The following is a 14300-nucleotide window of genomic DNA, read 5'->3' on the forward strand; positions in this document are numbered from 1 at the left end:
AGACTGCGGCCGATTCCCGGGCAGCAGCCGCGCAAACTCACTAACTGCGAATCATGGCCCTGAATGAGACGGCGGATTCCGCCATTGATCCTTCGCATCACGCTAGTAACGACCACCCAATCAACGCCGGCGCCAATGGTGCATCAGCGCCACTTGATCCGGGCCTCGATCACGCCCGGCTCGATCTGGTTGCATTACTGGACCGTTTTACGGCAGACACCACCGGCACCTGCCAGACGGCGGTGCACGGTTTGTTCCTGCACCGCCTCGTGCATTGCGGCGGCCCGAGCCATGGCATCCAGACCCCGGCGCTGGGCGTGATCGCGCAAGGGTCGAAGCGGATCATGGTCGGGGACGAGCTGTATGTGTATGACCCCATGCATTATCTGGTTTCATCGGTGGATTTGCCGGTGATGGGGCAGGTGACCGGCGCGACCGAGGAGAACCCGTACCTGGGCATGCGGCTTGACCTCGATGTCGAGGAAATCACCAAATTGATTCGCGATGAAAGCCTGCCGCCGGCAACGCCCGCGGACGCCTCGCGCGGCCTCTACGTCAACCGGCTCGGCACGTCGTTGCTGGACGCTGTCTTGCGCTTGCTGCGCCTGCTCGATACACCCGAGGACATTCCCATTCTCGCGCCGCTGGTCAAGCGCGAGATCGTGTATCGGCTGCTGATGAACGGTCCCGGCGCGCGCTTGCGCCAGATCGCGCTGCAGGACAGCCAGACGCAGCGCATTGCGAAGGCGATCATGCTGCTGCGCCAGCACTTCGACCAGCCGTTACGCGTGGAGTCGATCGCCCGCGATGTGCACATGAGCGTGTCGTCGCTGCACCATCATTTCAAGGCCGTCACGGCGATGAGCCCGCTGCAATACCAGAAGCAGTTGCGCCTCCAGGAGGCACGCCGCCTGATGCTGATCGACATGACCGATGCAGCGACAGCGGCGCACCGCGTGGGGTACGAGAGCGCATCGCAATTCAGCCGCGAGTACAGCCGCCTGTTCGGTGCGCCGCCGTTACGCGATACCCGCAAATGGCGCGAGACAGCGGGCGCGTGATCAAGGCGTACTGCTTCAAAGCGGCCGGAAACGAAAAAGCCAGGGATGTCCCTGGCTTTTTCGTTTTTAACGCTTGGCGGGTGAGGCCGAACCACGATCAATAATAACGATGCGGCGGCCCGTCATAATGCCGCGCGTGATGGCGCTCCCACTCGCGCCGTTCCCAGTAGCGATGGCCATCGTAGTACCGGTCACCGTGCCAGCCGCGGCTGTCGACATGAACGTAGCCGGGTTGGAAATGCTCGTCGGCGGACGCGATGTTCGTGAAGCCGAGACTTGTTACTGCGGCCACCGCGAGCGACGCGGCGGCCAGGCTTTTTTTGAGTGTGAACATGTTGGTTTCCTTCGCGCTAGTTAGCTGGTTTTTAGCTTGATATCCAGGTTTGTTCCGCGGCTTGTTTCGCGGCTTAGTAGCGGCCGCCGTAGTAGTCGTGATGGTGCCATCCACCGCCATCCGGCACGACGATGCAGCCACCCAGGGTGCTGCCGAGGAGTACTGCGAGCGTGGCTAGAATCGCTAATCGTTTCATCGGTTTCTCCAAGTGAAATCCGTGAAATCAATTTAGCGATTAGCTAAATGACAAGCCGTTTGCGTTTGTAAGGAAAAGTGTGGCCGGAAATATTCGGCAGAGGCAGCGAAAGCCTGGTCCGCCGGCGCTGTTACCGAACGATCGTGGGCCTTACATTTGGGGTGAGCGAAACACCGACCACGCGGCCGTCGCGCACACCGCAGCTGCTGTCTACGCGCATCCATTGCGACTTTCCGCGGACTTTGGCGAACGCGCGCATGGCAATGACCTGGTCGACGGGAACGGGATTGCCCGCGCTGAAGATAGTCGTGTCGTTATCGATCTTTGCACGCAGTACGCGCCGGTCGGGGACGATGAACGTGTCGTATTTGGGCGTCATGGCCACCCATCGATCGAACGCCGCCACGCAGCGGATCACGGGTTCAGGGACGTGCATGCGGGTCAGGTAGGCGTAGTCTTCCTGCGAGGGGGCAGGCGTTTCCTGGGCGTGACTGAGTTGATACAACGAGGCGCAGAGGAGCAAGCCGAATACAAGAGGTAAAGATTTCATGCGAGAGAAAGCACCGGGCGGTTGATGAGTAACGTTGAAAGACGGCATCGGACCGTGACGCGAAGTGTACCGCGTGAACCCGCGCGTGGCGCTTTTGGAAGTCCGCACGGGTTGCTCCTGGTGCCACCCGGATCGCGATCGCCACGTCCGGTCGCGACAACCACCATAATATCGGTCACACGCTACTTTGCCGGATACCCGCGAATGACTGACATCTTGCTGACTTCAACGCCGTCACCCCGACTGACCAGCCTGTCCCACGGCGGCGGCTGCGGCTGCAAGATCGCGCCGGGCGTCCTCGCCGACCTCTTGAAACGCAGCGTGCCGTTGCCGTTCTTCCCTGACCTGCTGGTCGGCAACGACACCGCCGACGACGCGGCGGTTTATCGTTTGAACGACGAGCAGGCGATTGTCGCGACCACCGATTTCTTCATGCCTATTGTCGATGACCCGTTCGACTTCGGCCGTATCGCGGCAACCAACGCGCTCTCCGATGTCTACGCCATGGGCGGCAAACCGATCCTCGCGCTGGCGCTCGTCGGCATGCCGATCAACGTGCTGCCGCACGAGGTAATCGCGGCCGTGCTGAAGGGCGGCGAATCGGTCTGCGCGGAAGCGGGCATTCCGCTCGCGGGCGGGCATTCGATTGATTCGGTCGAGCCTATCTATGGCCTGGCGGCAATTGGCATCGTGCATCCGCAGCGCGTGAAGCGTAACGCCTCGGCTCGCCCTGGCGACGTGCTGATCCTTGGCAAACCGCTCGGCGTGGGCGTGTTGTCGGCGGCGCTGAAGAAGGATCAACTCGATGCCGCCGGCTACGCCGCGATGATCGCCGCCACGACCAAGCTGAACCGCCCGGGCGCGGATCTGGCCGCACTCGACGCCGTGCACGCGCTCACCGACGTAACGGGCTTCGGCCTGTTGGGCCACACGCTGGAGCTGAGCCGCGGCGCCGGCCTGACGGCACGCCTGCGATACGCGGACTTGCCTTGGCTGCCCGGCGTCGAGGCGTTCGCAAAAGCGGGCGTGGTCACCGGGGCATCGGGCCGCAACTGGAGCGCATACGGGCAGGAGATTACGCTGGCGCCGTCATTGGACGATGTGGCCCGAAACCTGCTCACCGACCCGCAGACTTCAGGCGGGTTGCTGGTGTCGTGCGCGCCCGAAGCGGTTGACGAGGTGCTCGCCATCTTTCGCGCGGACGGCTTCGATCAGGCGGCCGTGATCGGAGAAATGATCGATGGAGCGAGCCGCGTGGAAGTCGTTTAGCGCGTGTATGCGTGTATAGCTGATTCCGGATAGTCCCTGACCCATTTCTGCCAGGAGCACGATGAAAGAAGAATCGCCGAAAGCTATTTTCTACGCGCTCGCCGCCAATTTTGGCATCGCCGTCTGCAAGTTCGGCGCGGCTGCGTTCACCGGTTCCGGCTCCATGTTTGCCGAAGCCATCCACTCCACCGCCGATTGCGGCAATCAGCTCCTGCTGCTGTTCGGACTCAAGCGTTCCCAGGCGCCCGCCGACGTGTTGCACCCGCTCGGCTCGGGCCGCGAGATCTACTTCTATTCCATGCTCGTCGCGTTGCTGCTGTTCTTTGTCGGCGGCGCGTTTTCGGTGTATGAAGGCGTGCATCGGATTGCGCGGCATGAAGTGGTCAGCAACCCGATTGTCGCGCTCGTCGTGCTGGGGATATCGGTGGTGCTCGAGTCGTTTTCTCTCGCCGGCGCGTTGCGCGAGATCCGCAAGACGTCGGGAAACAAGTCCCTCTGGCGATGGTTTCGCGAGACGCGCGAGTCCGAGCTGATCGTGGTCACCGGCGAAGATGTCGCTGCGCTGGCCGGTCTTGCCATCGCGTTTTGCGCCGTGCTGATGACCATGATCACCGGCAATTCCATCTACGACGCAGCGGGTTCGATTGGCGTTGGCGTGCTGCTCATGGTGATCGCGTACCTGGTCGCCCGCGAAGTGAAGTCGATGATCGTCGGGGAATCCGCGAGTCCGGAAGTGCGCCGTGCTATCGATGCGTACTTGCGCGCGCGCCCGGAAATTGTCCGCGTGATCAACCTGATTACGCTGCAATGGGGCAAGCAGATCGTGGTGGCCGTGCAAGCGGAGATGGTGGACTACGACAGCGGCCGCGCCATGGTCGATGCCATCAACGTGATCGAAGCGGACCTGCAGCGCGCGTTTCCCGAAGCGCGCTGGGTCTTCTTCGAGCCGGATATTGCGCGCGTGGCCGAGGCGCGCGTTTAGGCGTGGATCAGCGTCGCCGCTATGAAGCATCCGCCCAAGCTTCCATTAAACTCAAATGACGTCGCGGAGAATCGGGCATCACGGCAGATGAACCGGTGGCCGGTCATAATGCGGTCGCGGTGTATCGGGCGTTGCGGGAAGCTGGGTGTCTCCGCTGGCGGGCAGCAGCGTGGTGCCTTCGTCCGGTGGCGCAACGCTGTCCACGTGCTTGCTCACCCGGGCAGCCGATGGCGCGATGGGCTTCGCGGCCCGCTCGAGGTTGGTATGTTCAGCAGCTGATACCTGCGCGGGCGCAAGAAGTGCTAGCAGCAGTCCGGTCGCCGATGGCGCCGTCAGCAACAGGGCGGCGCCGTAAAGGGCGATTCGTATGGGCCACGTAGCCCGCATGGTTCGCGTAATTTGGACATGCATGCCCGAATCCGGAAGTTTTGATCAGACGTTTGATGCACGAACCATTCCAGCTTCGCCCGTCTTGGTTTGTCCAGCTTGAGAGTGATCACCGCAGGTTCAATCGCACTGAAAGTCCGGGTGCATCCGTGGCGGTTTTCCTAACCGGGTTCTTCATCCTCGCCTATGCGCAAAATTGTTCTCGTCATCGTTCTTTTTGTCCTGAGCGCCTTGGGCGTCATGAGCAGCCCGCTCGCCTTTGCCGCGAATGCGGCTGCGAATTCGGCTGCAAGCGCGGCCACGAGCGCAGCGAAGCCAGCCCCCGATTCATCAACCGTCACGCTGACGCCTGAGCAGGCGCGCGCCGCGCTGGCGGTCCTCAACGACCCTGCAAGGCGAAGCCAGATCGAGGACACGCTGCGGGCCGTCGCGGCCGCTGGAGCGCTCTCCACGCCCGTGCAAGCCGCCTCGGACAGCTCGGCGGCGTCGAGCGCGTCGGCTGCAAGCGCTGCGTCAGGCGCATCAGGCGCGGCCAGCGTGCTGGCGAAGTCCCTCACGAGTAACGGCCTCGCATCGCAAATTTCGCATGAAGCGGGTTTCTGGATCGTGGAGCTTGGCAGCGACCTGCGCCGCTCCGGTACGGCGCTGCTCGACTATGGCTCGGTCATGCGGTGGTGGCACCAGCGCGCCGCGACCACCAGCGGCCGCGAGCTGATCGGGCAGGTGATCTGGTCGATCTCTATCTCGTTGCTGCCCGCACTGCTGCTGGAATACCTGAGCTCACGATGGCTGCGCCGGCTGCGCGCGCGGATTGCGGCGCGCGGGATCGTGGACGTGGATGCAACCCAGCCGGAGCTCGCGAAACAAGAGCAGGCAGCGGTGCACGCCGAAGCCGTGGCCGAGCGCTCGGGCAACGAGGCAGCTATCGAGGTCGCTGAACGCAAGACCGATACCGCTCGTGGCGTGCGCCATGCAGCACGTCACTGGACGCTGTTGCAACGGCTGCCGAGCGCCGTCCTTCACAGCTTGCTCGCGTTGCTGCCGCTGGTCGTGTTCGTGATCGCCACGGCCGTGCTCATGTCCATTTTCATCGACGACAGCACGCCGCAGGGCCGTTCCGTCGCCGCGTTCATCGACGTGTACCTGGTGTGCCGCGGTCTTGTGATCGCGAGCGGTTTCTTCATCGCGCCGCGCGCGCCGGGCCTGCGCCTGATCCAGATCAGCGACGATGCCGCGCGCTTCGCGCACGGCTGGCTCGTGCGCATCGTGTGGGTGGCGGGAGCGGGCTCGGCGCTCGCCGAGGCCGCGCAGCCGCTGGGCATGACCGACACCGCCCACGACGCGATCCTCAAGGCGATCGCGCTGGTCGTGCATGTGCTGATCGCCATCGTGATCCTGAAATGCCGCGTGCCGGTTGCCGCCTGGATTCGCGAGAGCTTCAAGGGGCGCCGGACATTCGTCCTGCTGGGCAATTGGGTCGCCGATGTCTGGGCCGGGCTCGCGGTATTTTTCGTGCTGGCGCTGTGGTTCGTCTGGGCGCTCGATGTGCGCAACGGCTATCGCACGCTGTTTCACCTGTTCGGCATCTCGGTGCTCGTGCTGGTCGCGGCGCGCGTGGTGGCCATCGTCGCGTTCGGTGCGCTCGGCCGGCTGTTTCATACCGCGGGCGGAGAAAACGACCTGTCGGACACATCGATCGTGCATCGGCACGCTTACCGCTATTACCCGCTGCTGCGGCGGCTGGTGCAGACGGTGATCATCGTGGTGACGTTGCTGGTGCTGCTGCGGGTCTGGGGACTGCACTTCCTGACGCTGTTCTCATCGGGTGGCGTGGGTCATCGGCTTGCTTCCGCGCTGATCACGATCGGCGTCGCCGCCGCGTTCGCCGTGATCGTGTGGGAAGGCGCGAACGTGATGGTCGAGCAACGGCTGGAAACGTGGACGGCGAGTGGCGACCGCTTGCGGGCCGCACGTCTGCAAACGCTGCTGCCAATGATGCGCAGCGCGCTTTTTATCGTGATCGCACTGGTCGTCGTATTGACAGGATTGAGCGAGATCGGCGTGAACACCGCGCCGTTGCTCGCGAGTGCGAGCATCTTCGGTGTAGCACTGGGTTTCGGGTCGCAAAAGCTCGTACAGGACCTGATCACCGGCATCTTCCTGTTGATGGAAAATGCGATGCAAGTGGGCGACTCGGTCACGCTCGCGGGCGTGTCGGGGACGGTCGAGTACCTGTCGATCCGCACCGTGCGTTTGCGGGGCAGCGACGGCTCGCTCTTTACCGTGCCGTTCAGTTCGGTATCGACGGTGAACAACACGAATCGCGGCATTGGCAATGCCGCGGTACGCGTGAGCATTGCGCTTGGACAGGACGTGGACCTGGCATCGGGTACGCTCAAGGAGATCGGGGCGTCGCTGCGTGAAGACGATGCGTTCAAGGATGGCATCCTCTCCGACTTCAGCCTGTGGGGCGTGGACGCGGTCGATGGTTCGAGCGTCACGCTGGCCGGCCAGATCCAATGCCGCGATAGCGCACGCTGGGGCGTGCAGCGCGAGTTCAACCGGCGCATTGTGGACCGCTTCACGGAACGCGGCATCGAGATAGCGAATCCGCAGCGCAGTTTTGTGATCGTGAAGGGCGACGACGGGAATGAGCTGGCTGCGGAGTTGCAGGGAGATCAGCGGGACGGTTCTTCAAACGATGCGCATGCTGCTACCAAAGTCGTGGATGCCAGCGTGAACGTCAACGCCGATCAACGCGGCGAGCGCACCATCACGGGCGAGCCTTCGAACTTGCCCCCTGAACGCTCGAAGCCCAGCCGGGCATAAAATGCTTCGAGCGCGACGCTGTCGGGCACGGCGCGATCGATGGAAGGCGCCGCGGGGCCTTCTCCTTTCTGCGTGAGCGGCCGTGGCACGAGGGAAAGCATGACCCCGTGCCGGTCCGCCAGCGCGACGAGCCGATCCATGGCCGCGCGTGCATGCCCCCTGTGATGTTCCCCCTCGGACCACAAAGCCTCGAGCGCGACGGCGCTGTCGCCGGTTGCCTCGAGCCATAACTCGACGTGCTGGCGATCCTCGACATGGCTGGCGTGAAACGCATCGATCATTCGTGAAGCGGCGGTGTCGGGCATGAGCGCCTTGCAGACAAGTGGACTCGGCAACGAGCAAGTGGACAGGCGAAACAGCAAGACTCGTGCGAAACCTGACGTTCGCGGCTATCTATCCCTGCCGCGAATAGATGAGGAAGTCGGCCAGCGTGCGCGCCGGCGATGGCAGCGTGACGCCTTTTTGCCAGAGCATGCCGACGTCCATCTGCGGAATTGTCGTTGATACATCCCGCCCCTCGGTGCGCTTGCCCTCGAGTGACCATGGCCTGAATACCATCTCCGACAAAATTGTCACGCCGAAGCCGTGTGACACGAAACCACGAAGCGCTTCTACGGACCCTGTGCGAAGAATGACATTCGGCATCAGCTTATGCTTTTTCCAATACCGCGGCGCAGACTCCTCACCTTCATCCACCGTGAGCATGATGTAGGGGTGCGCTGAAATTTCGCTTAACGAAGGATTGACTGACTGCGCAAGCGGGTGCGATGGCGCCACCCACAGCTTTCGTTGAGAGCGCGCGAGGCTTCTGTGATTGAAGCGGCTGATAGCAGACACATTCGACAGCAACGCGACTCCCACATCGATCGTTCCGGCTGCAACGGCCTGCTCAAGGGTTCGTCGATCCATGTCATGCAGTTCGAAAGTGATACGAGGATAACTCGCGCGAAAGCGCGCCAATACCTCGGGTAGAAAATATCCCATCACGGTATGCGTCGCAAGAAGCGGCTTGAAAGATCGATACTGAGGGGCTATCCGTGCATAAGCTTGCAGGTGACTATGCCGGAAGAGTTTGAGAGGGTATCGGTGCGAATTCTGGCAATATGGCGACGTGCGATTCGGCAGGAAGAGACCCTACAGGCGCACAATTAACCACGGCGATCGTCGTGCGATCGCCGGCTAACGCGAGAAAAGGCGTGCTTGCATGAAGCTAGACCGGTATGACCTGTTGATTCTCCGTATTCTCGCCCGTGACGGACGTATTACGAAGTCACGCCTTGCGGAGGAGGTCAACCTGTCGATCTCGCCCGCATGGGAACGAGTGCGCAAGCTCGAGGAGAGCGGCCTTATCCGTGGGTATCGCGCGGACGTTGATTGGTCGCATGTTTTCAAGGGTAGCCGTATTGTCGTAGAAGTTACGTTAGGCAGACATACGGCGCACGATCTGCGCCGGTTTGAAGAGCGTGTCATGGCCGCTCCTGAAGTCGTACGGTGTCACGCGACGGGAGGCGGGGTCGACTATGTCATGGAAGTCCTCTCGCGCGACATCGATCATTACCAGCGTTTCATCGACAGCTTGCTCATGGAAGAGTTGGGCATCGAACGTTACTTCACCTACATCGTCACGAAGATCGTGAAGCATGACGGCCTGTCGAGTGAACCGAGCTGGATTGGAGAAGGCGCCTCCGGAATGTAGCGGCGAGCCGCGCAACAAAATTGGAAGAAGGATTCCTGATTAATTACCAGCCTGATCAAGATCATGTATCGAAATCGCGCGATCCCGTGCGAGTAGCAGACCCGCATGTGTCTCCCGGCCCGAGAGTCTCGATGCTCTGCAGCCATGAAGCGGCCACGAAGCAACGACGACGCATACGCACAGAAAACCAAAAAACTTAACTGCCGACCACCCCGCGCTCGAACAGCAACTCTTCAATGTCGCGCAGACTCGATTGAGCCCGGAAATACCAGCGAACGGCGCAACCGATGACGGCCGCCGGAAAACGATGACCGTGATAAAGCGATTTGGAATTTTTCATCGCCCAATTTTTTCCGGCCGTCCCCGCAACGTGACAATGCCGTGTTCGATGTCTGTTACAGGAACATTTTATGATCCTTACAACGGCGCTCTTTGCCCTTCTATAATGCGTTCAACGCATGAGGGTCCGGCAGTTGGTACCGAGGGCGCTGACCCGACGGGCGTGTGATCCAGTCCCGCATCCTTTTGCGTGTTTCAGCTCGCGTTCTCCTTCCACTTACGGTGCCGCCCAGATGAAATCGATCCTGCGTTCTTCGCTCGACTTGCTCCTTCGTTCTATCCGCATCCGCCCCCGTATCGTCACCCGGATCCCTGCACTGAGCCTGACAGCCGCGGCGGCTGCGCTTTTGTTCAGCGCGTGTGAGCCAACGTTTGCGCAGGCTTCGGATAGCGATAATGACCACGGCCACGGCCAGCCCGTGAAGGTCATGATCATCTCCATGTTCGGCCCTGAGGGCCAGGTCTGGCTCGACAAGCTCGGCCCCTGGAAAGCCATTCACGTGGCCGGACTCTCTCCGGATTATCCCGTTGTGAATTGCAACCGGCAGGAGATCTGCGTGATGACCACCGGCATGGGGCATGCGAATGCAGCCGCTTCGCTGATGGCGCTCACGTTCTCCGACAAATTCGATCTGCGCCGTACCTATTTCATGATTGCGGGGATCGCGGGCATCGACCCGATGCAAGGCACCCTCGGGTCTGCTGCATGGGCAAAATATCTCGTCGACTTCGGTATCCAATGGGAGCTCGATGCGCGCGAAAAGCCGGATGGCTGGCCGAGCGGTTTTATCGGCATCAATACGAAAGGCCCCGCCGATAAACCCCCGCTCGATTACAAGACCGAGGTGTTCCGGCTGAATCCGGATCTCGCCGATGCGGCTTATGCGTTGTCGAAGAACGTAGTGCTCTCCGATAGCCCCGAAGCGCAGGCTGCGCGCGTCAAGTTCAGCTATGCGCCGGCGAACCAGCCGCCGAAGGTGATCCAGTGCGACACGCTGGCGGGCGATACGTGGTGGTCGGGGAAGTACATCGGCGAGCGGGCACGTGACTGGACGAAGCTCCTGACTGACGGCAAGGGCGTGTATTGCACGACGCAGCAGGAGGACAACGCGACTTACGAGGCGTTGTCGCGTGCGGCGAGCGTGCATCGCGTGGATTTGAACCGGGTGGCGGCCGTGCGTTCGGGCTCGGATTTCGATCGGCCCTATGACGGGCAATCAGCCTCCGACAATCTCCTCAATTACGCAGCCCAGGGCGGTTTCGCGCCGGCTATCGAGAATTTGTATCGGGCGGGCAATCCGCTGGTGCAGGAGATTGCAACGCACTGGGCTGAATGGCGCGACGGCGTACCGCAACACTAACGGTGCAACCCCGTGGCTCACCGCCCGTCTCGAGCTTGAGCCCACAGCGGGGACGAGCGGCGCCACGGCAGAAAGCTTCTCTATCGATCCACGCGTTCTCATAGTCCCCGCAGACCTTGTTACAACTCCGCGCGACATATTCGGTTCGGCAGTCATTCTGACCTCTTCCAGTCAAATTTCCTGCATTGAAAATGAAAGCCCGCTGACAGTTTTTATCCAAGGGTTTTCCTCCGCCGCATTCCGGCGAGCTTGTTAGAAGGCTGTTACAACTTCGCCATTCCTCGCAATCCGGTTAATTCATCGGACGTGTCAACGGGCTATCCGCCTCATCCGTTTTTTCCCTAACAAAATCAATCGTCAAGCAAACCCTCTGGCAATTGGCGCTCTCCATTTCGCCGCAAAATGGCCGTCAAAAACCGGTCACACTTTCCTGTTACAAAGTTAGGAAAAAATTACCGTTTCTCTTTGTTGTTTTATGGAAATTTATTATTGAGATGTTCTTGATTTCCCGCTGCGTCGTACTTACAATCCGTTTCACAGTGTTGTTACAAGATGTAACTCACTGAAACAAAGTTTAAACGTAGCCCGACAAAACAAACGTTTGGCTAGGCAAAAAAGATAGCTGGCAAAAAATGCCGGCAGGGTACTCGGGGTTTATATCGAACGCAGGAAAATCATGAACGGTCGCGAAACGCTGGACTCGATTCGAGAAATCAACTTGTCGTACATCATGCTCGCGCAGCGCATGCTGCGAGAGGACCGCGCCATCGGGATGTTTCGACTGGGTTTGTCTAAGGAACTCGCCGACCTTCTGTCCGGGCTGACGCTCGCGCAGGTTGTCAAACTGGCGGCTTCTGACCAGTTGCTGTGTTTTTTCCGTTTTAACGATCACACCATGCTGGCCGCTCTGACGTCGCCCGCGAAGCATGCGGATATTGCGCCGACGCACGCAGCCATCTTGCTGGCCGGCCAGCCAGCAGAACAGTTTCTCTAAGCACGGGAGCCCGCCATGCTTAAGAAGAGCCTCACAGAAGATGCACAAGAAGTTTTCCGCGCGATCGCGTTGATCGAGCTCGGCGCGCGGATGCAGGTGCTCGAAAGTGAACTGACACTGTCGCGTGACCGGATGATCCGGTTGTATCGCGAGGTGAAGGGCGTATCGCCGCCGAAGGGCATGCTGCCTTTCTCGGCTGACTGGTATATGACGTGGCTCGCGAACATCCATGCTTCGCTCTTCTACAACACGTATGTGTTCCTGAAGAAAGAAGCAGCTTGCTCGCACCTCGATGCCCTGACGAAGGGGTATCGGCTGTATCTCGAACATTGCAGGAATAGCGAAGTCGAGGCTGTACTTGATCTGACGCGGGCCTGGACCCTTGTGCGCTTTTTCGATGCGGGCATGCTGCAGCTCACGAAATGCTGCCGCTGCACGGGAAAGTTCATCGCGCACAAACATGATTTGCAAGAAAACGTGGTGTGCGGGGCCTGCCAGCCGCCGTCACGCGCGGGGAAGACCAAGAAAGCGGCAGCCGCCCGTCAGGCGAGCCTCGAGACCGCGCTGGTGGAGTTGAGTTTGGTATCGACTAACGAAGTGCCGGAACCGACGGTGCTCGAACACGCGGCGATGTTACAGCCGCGCACAGAAAGCCTGATTGCACAGGCTGCTTAGGCGGCAGCGGACCGGTGGCCCCGAGGACCATCATTCGATGGGGTGGCTGCAGGACCCGCTGCTGTTTTTTAAGGTTTAAAGGGGTGTTATGTTGGATTTTCCTGGGCTACCGAAGTTGGTAGCCCTTCGCTTTTTGGGGCTTTGGGTTTTGCGCCCAAGCTCCCTGCACCCTAGGCCGACAATAACGACCCTGTTCTATAAGCAGTAGCACTCGCGACCCGGGCCACTTCCATCCCCGCGGTGGCAAACCGTGCAATCTGCCGCGCGTACAACATGCCGCTGGTCGTGCAGTTCAAGGGCGTCACGGTGTCGGTCAGCGGATCGACCACATCGGCAATGGCATCGCCGGCCTTGACCAGTTCACCGACCTTCGTGCGAAACACCAGCACGCCGCTTAACGGAGCCACAATCGGCTCGGCGCCCGCAAGCGGCGTCGCCGGATAGGCAAGCGCCGGCATGGCGGGCGCGCTCGCGTCGATTACGCCGCGATGAATCAGGTAATTGATGATGCCCTGCGCGTCGGCATCGGCGAATTCATACGATACGTCGTGCTGGCTGCGCAGTTCCACCGTCACCGAAATGCCGCCGTTCGGCACCGGGAAGCGATGGCCAAACTTGGCTCGCAGGTCCGACCAGCAGAAGCTGTGGATCTCGTCGAACGGGTTACCTACCGAATTCAGCGCCAGCAGCGACGCCTTCGAATCCAGGTAGCGCGCAAGCGGCTCGACTTCGTCCCAGATATCCGGGTTGGTGTAGAGGTGCAGAGCTGCGTCGAGGTCGCAATGCAGGTCAAGCACGACATCGGCGTCATAAGAGAGCTTCTGCAACGCAAGGCGCTGCGATTCGAGCTCGGTTTGCGGTTTTTGCTCGTCCAGCGCTTCGCGCATCGCGCGGCGCACGGCAAGCTTGTTCGCATCGATATCCCCGGACAGCCGGCCTTCGATGCGCGGCGCGATCAGCGCGGCGAGGTCGTGGAAATTGCGGTTGAAGTTGTGGCCGCTGTTCAGCTCGAAACGCCCGAGCAGCGTGCCATGCATGTTCTGGTTCAACCCGATCGGGTTCGATACCGGCACGATCACCACTTCGCCGCGCAGCTTGCCGGCCGCTTCGAACTCGGCCAACTGGCGCCGCAGACGCCACGCGACCAGCATGCCGGGAAGTTCGTCGGCATGCAGCGAGGACTGGATATAGATCTTTTCGCCGCCGCCCGGGCCGTAGTGAAAACTCAGGATGGTGCGGGAGGTGCCGAGCGACGGCGATATGAGGGTGTGCGTTTTGGTTTGCATGATTGTCGGTGCACGGCGCGCTTCAAACGCGTCGCGCTTGGGAAAAGTGTCGGCGTGTTCGGGAGAGTTGGGCGGAGCGGTCGCGGCGGACGCCGGATTGCTGCGCTCCGGCCGCACCGGTTAGCACCCGGCAATTGCCCGCGGTGCGTCTTGCTCAGGACATTCGATCTTAGCTGAAAACGGCGGTTTTGCCGCTCCGGGCGCAAAAGACGCGGGGGAGACGCGCCCAAAAGACGAGGCAAGGCGCCGAAAACAAAACGGGCTCCGCGTTGAAACACGGAGCCCGTTTTCTTAAGCGCTCAAGCGATGCCCGGAACACGTTCCGGACTTAAGTAAGGCTT

The 14300-nt window shown here is 60.9% G+C and carries 15 protein-coding genes and 1 pseudogene; 8 read left to right on the forward strand and 8 right to left on the reverse strand.

Going from position 1 to position 14300, the window contains the following annotated elements; all coding sequences use genetic code 11:
* Positions 1-53: 53 nt before the first annotated feature.
* Positions 54-1061: an AraC family transcriptional regulator N-terminal domain-containing protein gene (locus ACSOSP_RS36970; protein WP_455313976.1), complete on the forward strand. Its 1008-nt coding sequence runs from the start codon at positions 54-56 to the stop codon at positions 1059-1061.
* Between the two features lie 97 nt (positions 1062-1158).
* On the opposite strand, the gene ACSOSP_RS36975 is transcribed toward ACSOSP_RS36970, so the two are convergent.
* From ACSOSP_RS36975 to ACSOSP_RS36985, 3 genes are all read right to left on the reverse strand, one after another.
* Positions 1159-1395: a hypothetical protein gene (locus tag ACSOSP_RS36975; RefSeq protein ID WP_455313977.1), complete on the reverse strand. Its 237-nt coding sequence runs from the start codon at positions 1393-1395 to the stop codon at positions 1159-1161.
* 73 nt (positions 1396-1468) lie between these two features.
* Complete coding sequence (locus ACSOSP_RS36980; protein ID WP_455313978.1) at positions 1469-1591, reverse strand: hypothetical protein; 123 nt, start codon at positions 1589-1591, stop codon at positions 1469-1471.
* Positions 1592-1721: 130 nt separating this feature from the next.
* Positions 1722-2141: a BspC domain-containing protein gene (locus ACSOSP_RS36985; RefSeq protein ID WP_455313979.1), complete on the reverse strand. Its 420-nt coding sequence runs from the start codon at positions 2139-2141 to the stop codon at positions 1722-1724.
* 204 nt (positions 2142-2345) lie between these two features.
* Here ACSOSP_RS36985 and selD point away from each other — a divergent pair, with 204 nt between their 5' ends.
* Together selD and ACSOSP_RS36995 are read left to right on the forward strand one after the other, a co-directional pair.
* Entirely contained in the window at positions 2346-3410 is a 1065-nt protein-coding gene (gene selD / locus ACSOSP_RS36990) for a selenide, water dikinase SelD (RefSeq protein ID WP_455313980.1), read from the forward strand.
* 61 nt (positions 3411-3471) lie between these two features.
* Entirely contained in the window at positions 3472-4392 is a 921-nt protein-coding gene (locus ACSOSP_RS36995; protein ID WP_455313981.1) for a cation diffusion facilitator family transporter, read from the forward strand.
* A 78-nt stretch (positions 4393-4470) separates the two neighbouring features.
* On the opposite strand, the gene ACSOSP_RS37000 is transcribed toward ACSOSP_RS36995, so the two are convergent.
* Positions 4471-4803, reverse strand: a complete 333-nt coding sequence (locus ACSOSP_RS37000; RefSeq protein WP_455313982.1) for a hypothetical protein — start codon at positions 4801-4803, stop codon at positions 4471-4473.
* Positions 4804-4965: 162 nt separating this feature from the next.
* Here ACSOSP_RS37000 and ACSOSP_RS37005 point away from each other — a divergent pair, with 162 nt between their 5' ends.
* A complete protein-coding gene (locus tag ACSOSP_RS37005; RefSeq protein ID WP_455313983.1) occupies positions 4966-7608 on the forward strand; it encodes a mechanosensitive ion channel family protein in 2643 nt (880 codons plus the stop codon).
* Here ACSOSP_RS37005 and ACSOSP_RS37010 read toward each other — a convergent pair.
* Complete coding sequence (locus tag ACSOSP_RS37010) at positions 7533-7913, reverse strand: hypothetical protein (RefSeq protein WP_455313984.1); 381 nt, start codon at positions 7911-7913, stop codon at positions 7533-7535. The genes ACSOSP_RS37005 and ACSOSP_RS37010 overlap by 76 nt on opposite strands.
* Positions 7914-8001: 88 nt before the next feature.
* A complete protein-coding gene (locus ACSOSP_RS37015; RefSeq protein WP_455313985.1) occupies positions 8002-8592 on the reverse strand; it encodes a LysR substrate-binding domain-containing protein in 591 nt (196 codons plus the stop codon).
* Positions 8593-8812: 220 nt separating this feature from the next.
* Here ACSOSP_RS37015 and ACSOSP_RS37020 point away from each other — a divergent pair, with 220 nt between their 5' ends.
* On the forward strand, positions 8813-9304 hold the full coding sequence (locus ACSOSP_RS37020) for an Lrp/AsnC family transcriptional regulator (protein WP_455313986.1): 492 nt from the start codon (positions 8813-8815) through the stop codon (positions 9302-9304).
* Between the two features lie 199 nt (positions 9305-9503).
* Here the strand turns inward: ACSOSP_RS37020 and ACSOSP_RS37025 are convergent.
* Positions 9504-9644: pseudogene (locus ACSOSP_RS37025) on the reverse strand (IS6 family transposase); the annotation flags it as partial.
* A 295-nt stretch (positions 9645-9939) separates the two neighbouring features.
* Between ACSOSP_RS37025 and ACSOSP_RS37030 the strand changes: the two are divergent.
* The 3 genes from ACSOSP_RS37030 to flhC all read left to right on the forward strand — a co-directional run bounded on the left by ACSOSP_RS37030 (position 9940) and on the right by flhC (position 12673).
* Entirely contained in the window at positions 9940-11004 is a 1065-nt protein-coding gene (locus ACSOSP_RS37030) for a purine-nucleoside phosphorylase (RefSeq protein WP_455315352.1), read from the forward strand.
* 676 nt (positions 11005-11680) lie between these two features.
* Positions 11681-11998: a flagellar transcriptional regulator FlhD gene (gene flhD, locus ACSOSP_RS37035; RefSeq protein ID WP_047845882.1), complete on the forward strand. Its 318-nt coding sequence runs from the start codon at positions 11681-11683 to the stop codon at positions 11996-11998.
* Between the two features lie 15 nt (positions 11999-12013).
* Entirely contained in the window at positions 12014-12673 is a 660-nt protein-coding gene (gene flhC / locus ACSOSP_RS37040) for a flagellar transcriptional regulator FlhC (protein ID WP_031357173.1), read from the forward strand.
* 170 nt (positions 12674-12843) lie between these two features.
* Here flhC and ACSOSP_RS37045 read toward each other — a convergent pair whose 3' ends face one another.
* The gene (locus ACSOSP_RS37045) at positions 12844-13959 is read right to left on the reverse strand and encodes a succinylglutamate desuccinylase (RefSeq protein WP_455313987.1); all 1116 of its coding nucleotides are present in this window, start codon (positions 13957-13959) and stop codon (positions 12844-12846) included.
* Positions 13960-14300 lie beyond the last annotated feature (341 nt).

Source organism: Caballeronia sp. KNU42 (assembly GCF_053760385.1).

Excerpts from the sequence above, each read along its gene's own strand:
- ACSOSP_RS36970 (WP_455313976.1), top strand. The coding sequence starts at position 54 with ATGGCCCTGAATGAGACGGCGGATTCCGCCATTGATCCTTCGCATCAC.
- ACSOSP_RS36975 (WP_455313977.1), bottom strand. The coding sequence starts at position 1,395 with ATGTTCACACTCAAAAAAAGCCTGGCCGCCGCGTCGCTCGCGGTGGCC.
- ACSOSP_RS36980 (WP_455313978.1), bottom strand. The coding sequence starts at position 1,591 with ATGAAACGATTAGCGATTCTAGCCACGCTCGCAGTACTCCTCGGCAGC.
- ACSOSP_RS36985 (WP_455313979.1), bottom strand. The coding sequence starts at position 2,141 with ATGAAATCTTTACCTCTTGTATTCGGCTTGCTCCTCTGCGCCTCGTTG.
- selD (WP_455313980.1), top strand. The coding sequence starts at position 2,346 with ATGACTGACATCTTGCTGACTTCAACGCCGTCACCCCGACTGACCAGC.
- ACSOSP_RS36995 (WP_455313981.1), top strand. The coding sequence starts at position 3,472 with ATGAAAGAAGAATCGCCGAAAGCTATTTTCTACGCGCTCGCCGCCAAT.
- ACSOSP_RS37000 (WP_455313982.1), bottom strand. The coding sequence starts at position 4,803 with ATGCATGTCCAAATTACGCGAACCATGCGGGCTACGTGGCCCATACGA.
- ACSOSP_RS37005 (WP_455313983.1), top strand. The coding sequence starts at position 4,966 with ATGCGCAAAATTGTTCTCGTCATCGTTCTTTTTGTCCTGAGCGCCTTG.
- ACSOSP_RS37010 (WP_455313984.1), bottom strand. The coding sequence starts at position 7,913 with ATGCCCGACACCGCCGCTTCACGAATGATCGATGCGTTTCACGCCAGC.
- ACSOSP_RS37015 (WP_455313985.1), bottom strand. The coding sequence starts at position 8,592 with ATGGGATATTTTCTACCCGAGGTATTGGCGCGCTTTCGCGCGAGTTAT.
- ACSOSP_RS37020 (WP_455313986.1), top strand. The coding sequence starts at position 8,813 with ATGAAGCTAGACCGGTATGACCTGTTGATTCTCCGTATTCTCGCCCGT.
- flhD (WP_047845882.1), top strand. The coding sequence starts at position 11,681 with ATGAACGGTCGCGAAACGCTGGACTCGATTCGAGAAATCAACTTGTCG.
- flhC (WP_031357173.1), top strand. The coding sequence starts at position 12,014 with ATGCTTAAGAAGAGCCTCACAGAAGATGCACAAGAAGTTTTCCGCGCG.
- ACSOSP_RS37045 (WP_455313987.1), bottom strand. The coding sequence starts at position 13,959 with ATGCAAACCAAAACGCACACCCTCATATCGCCGTCGCTCGGCACCTCC.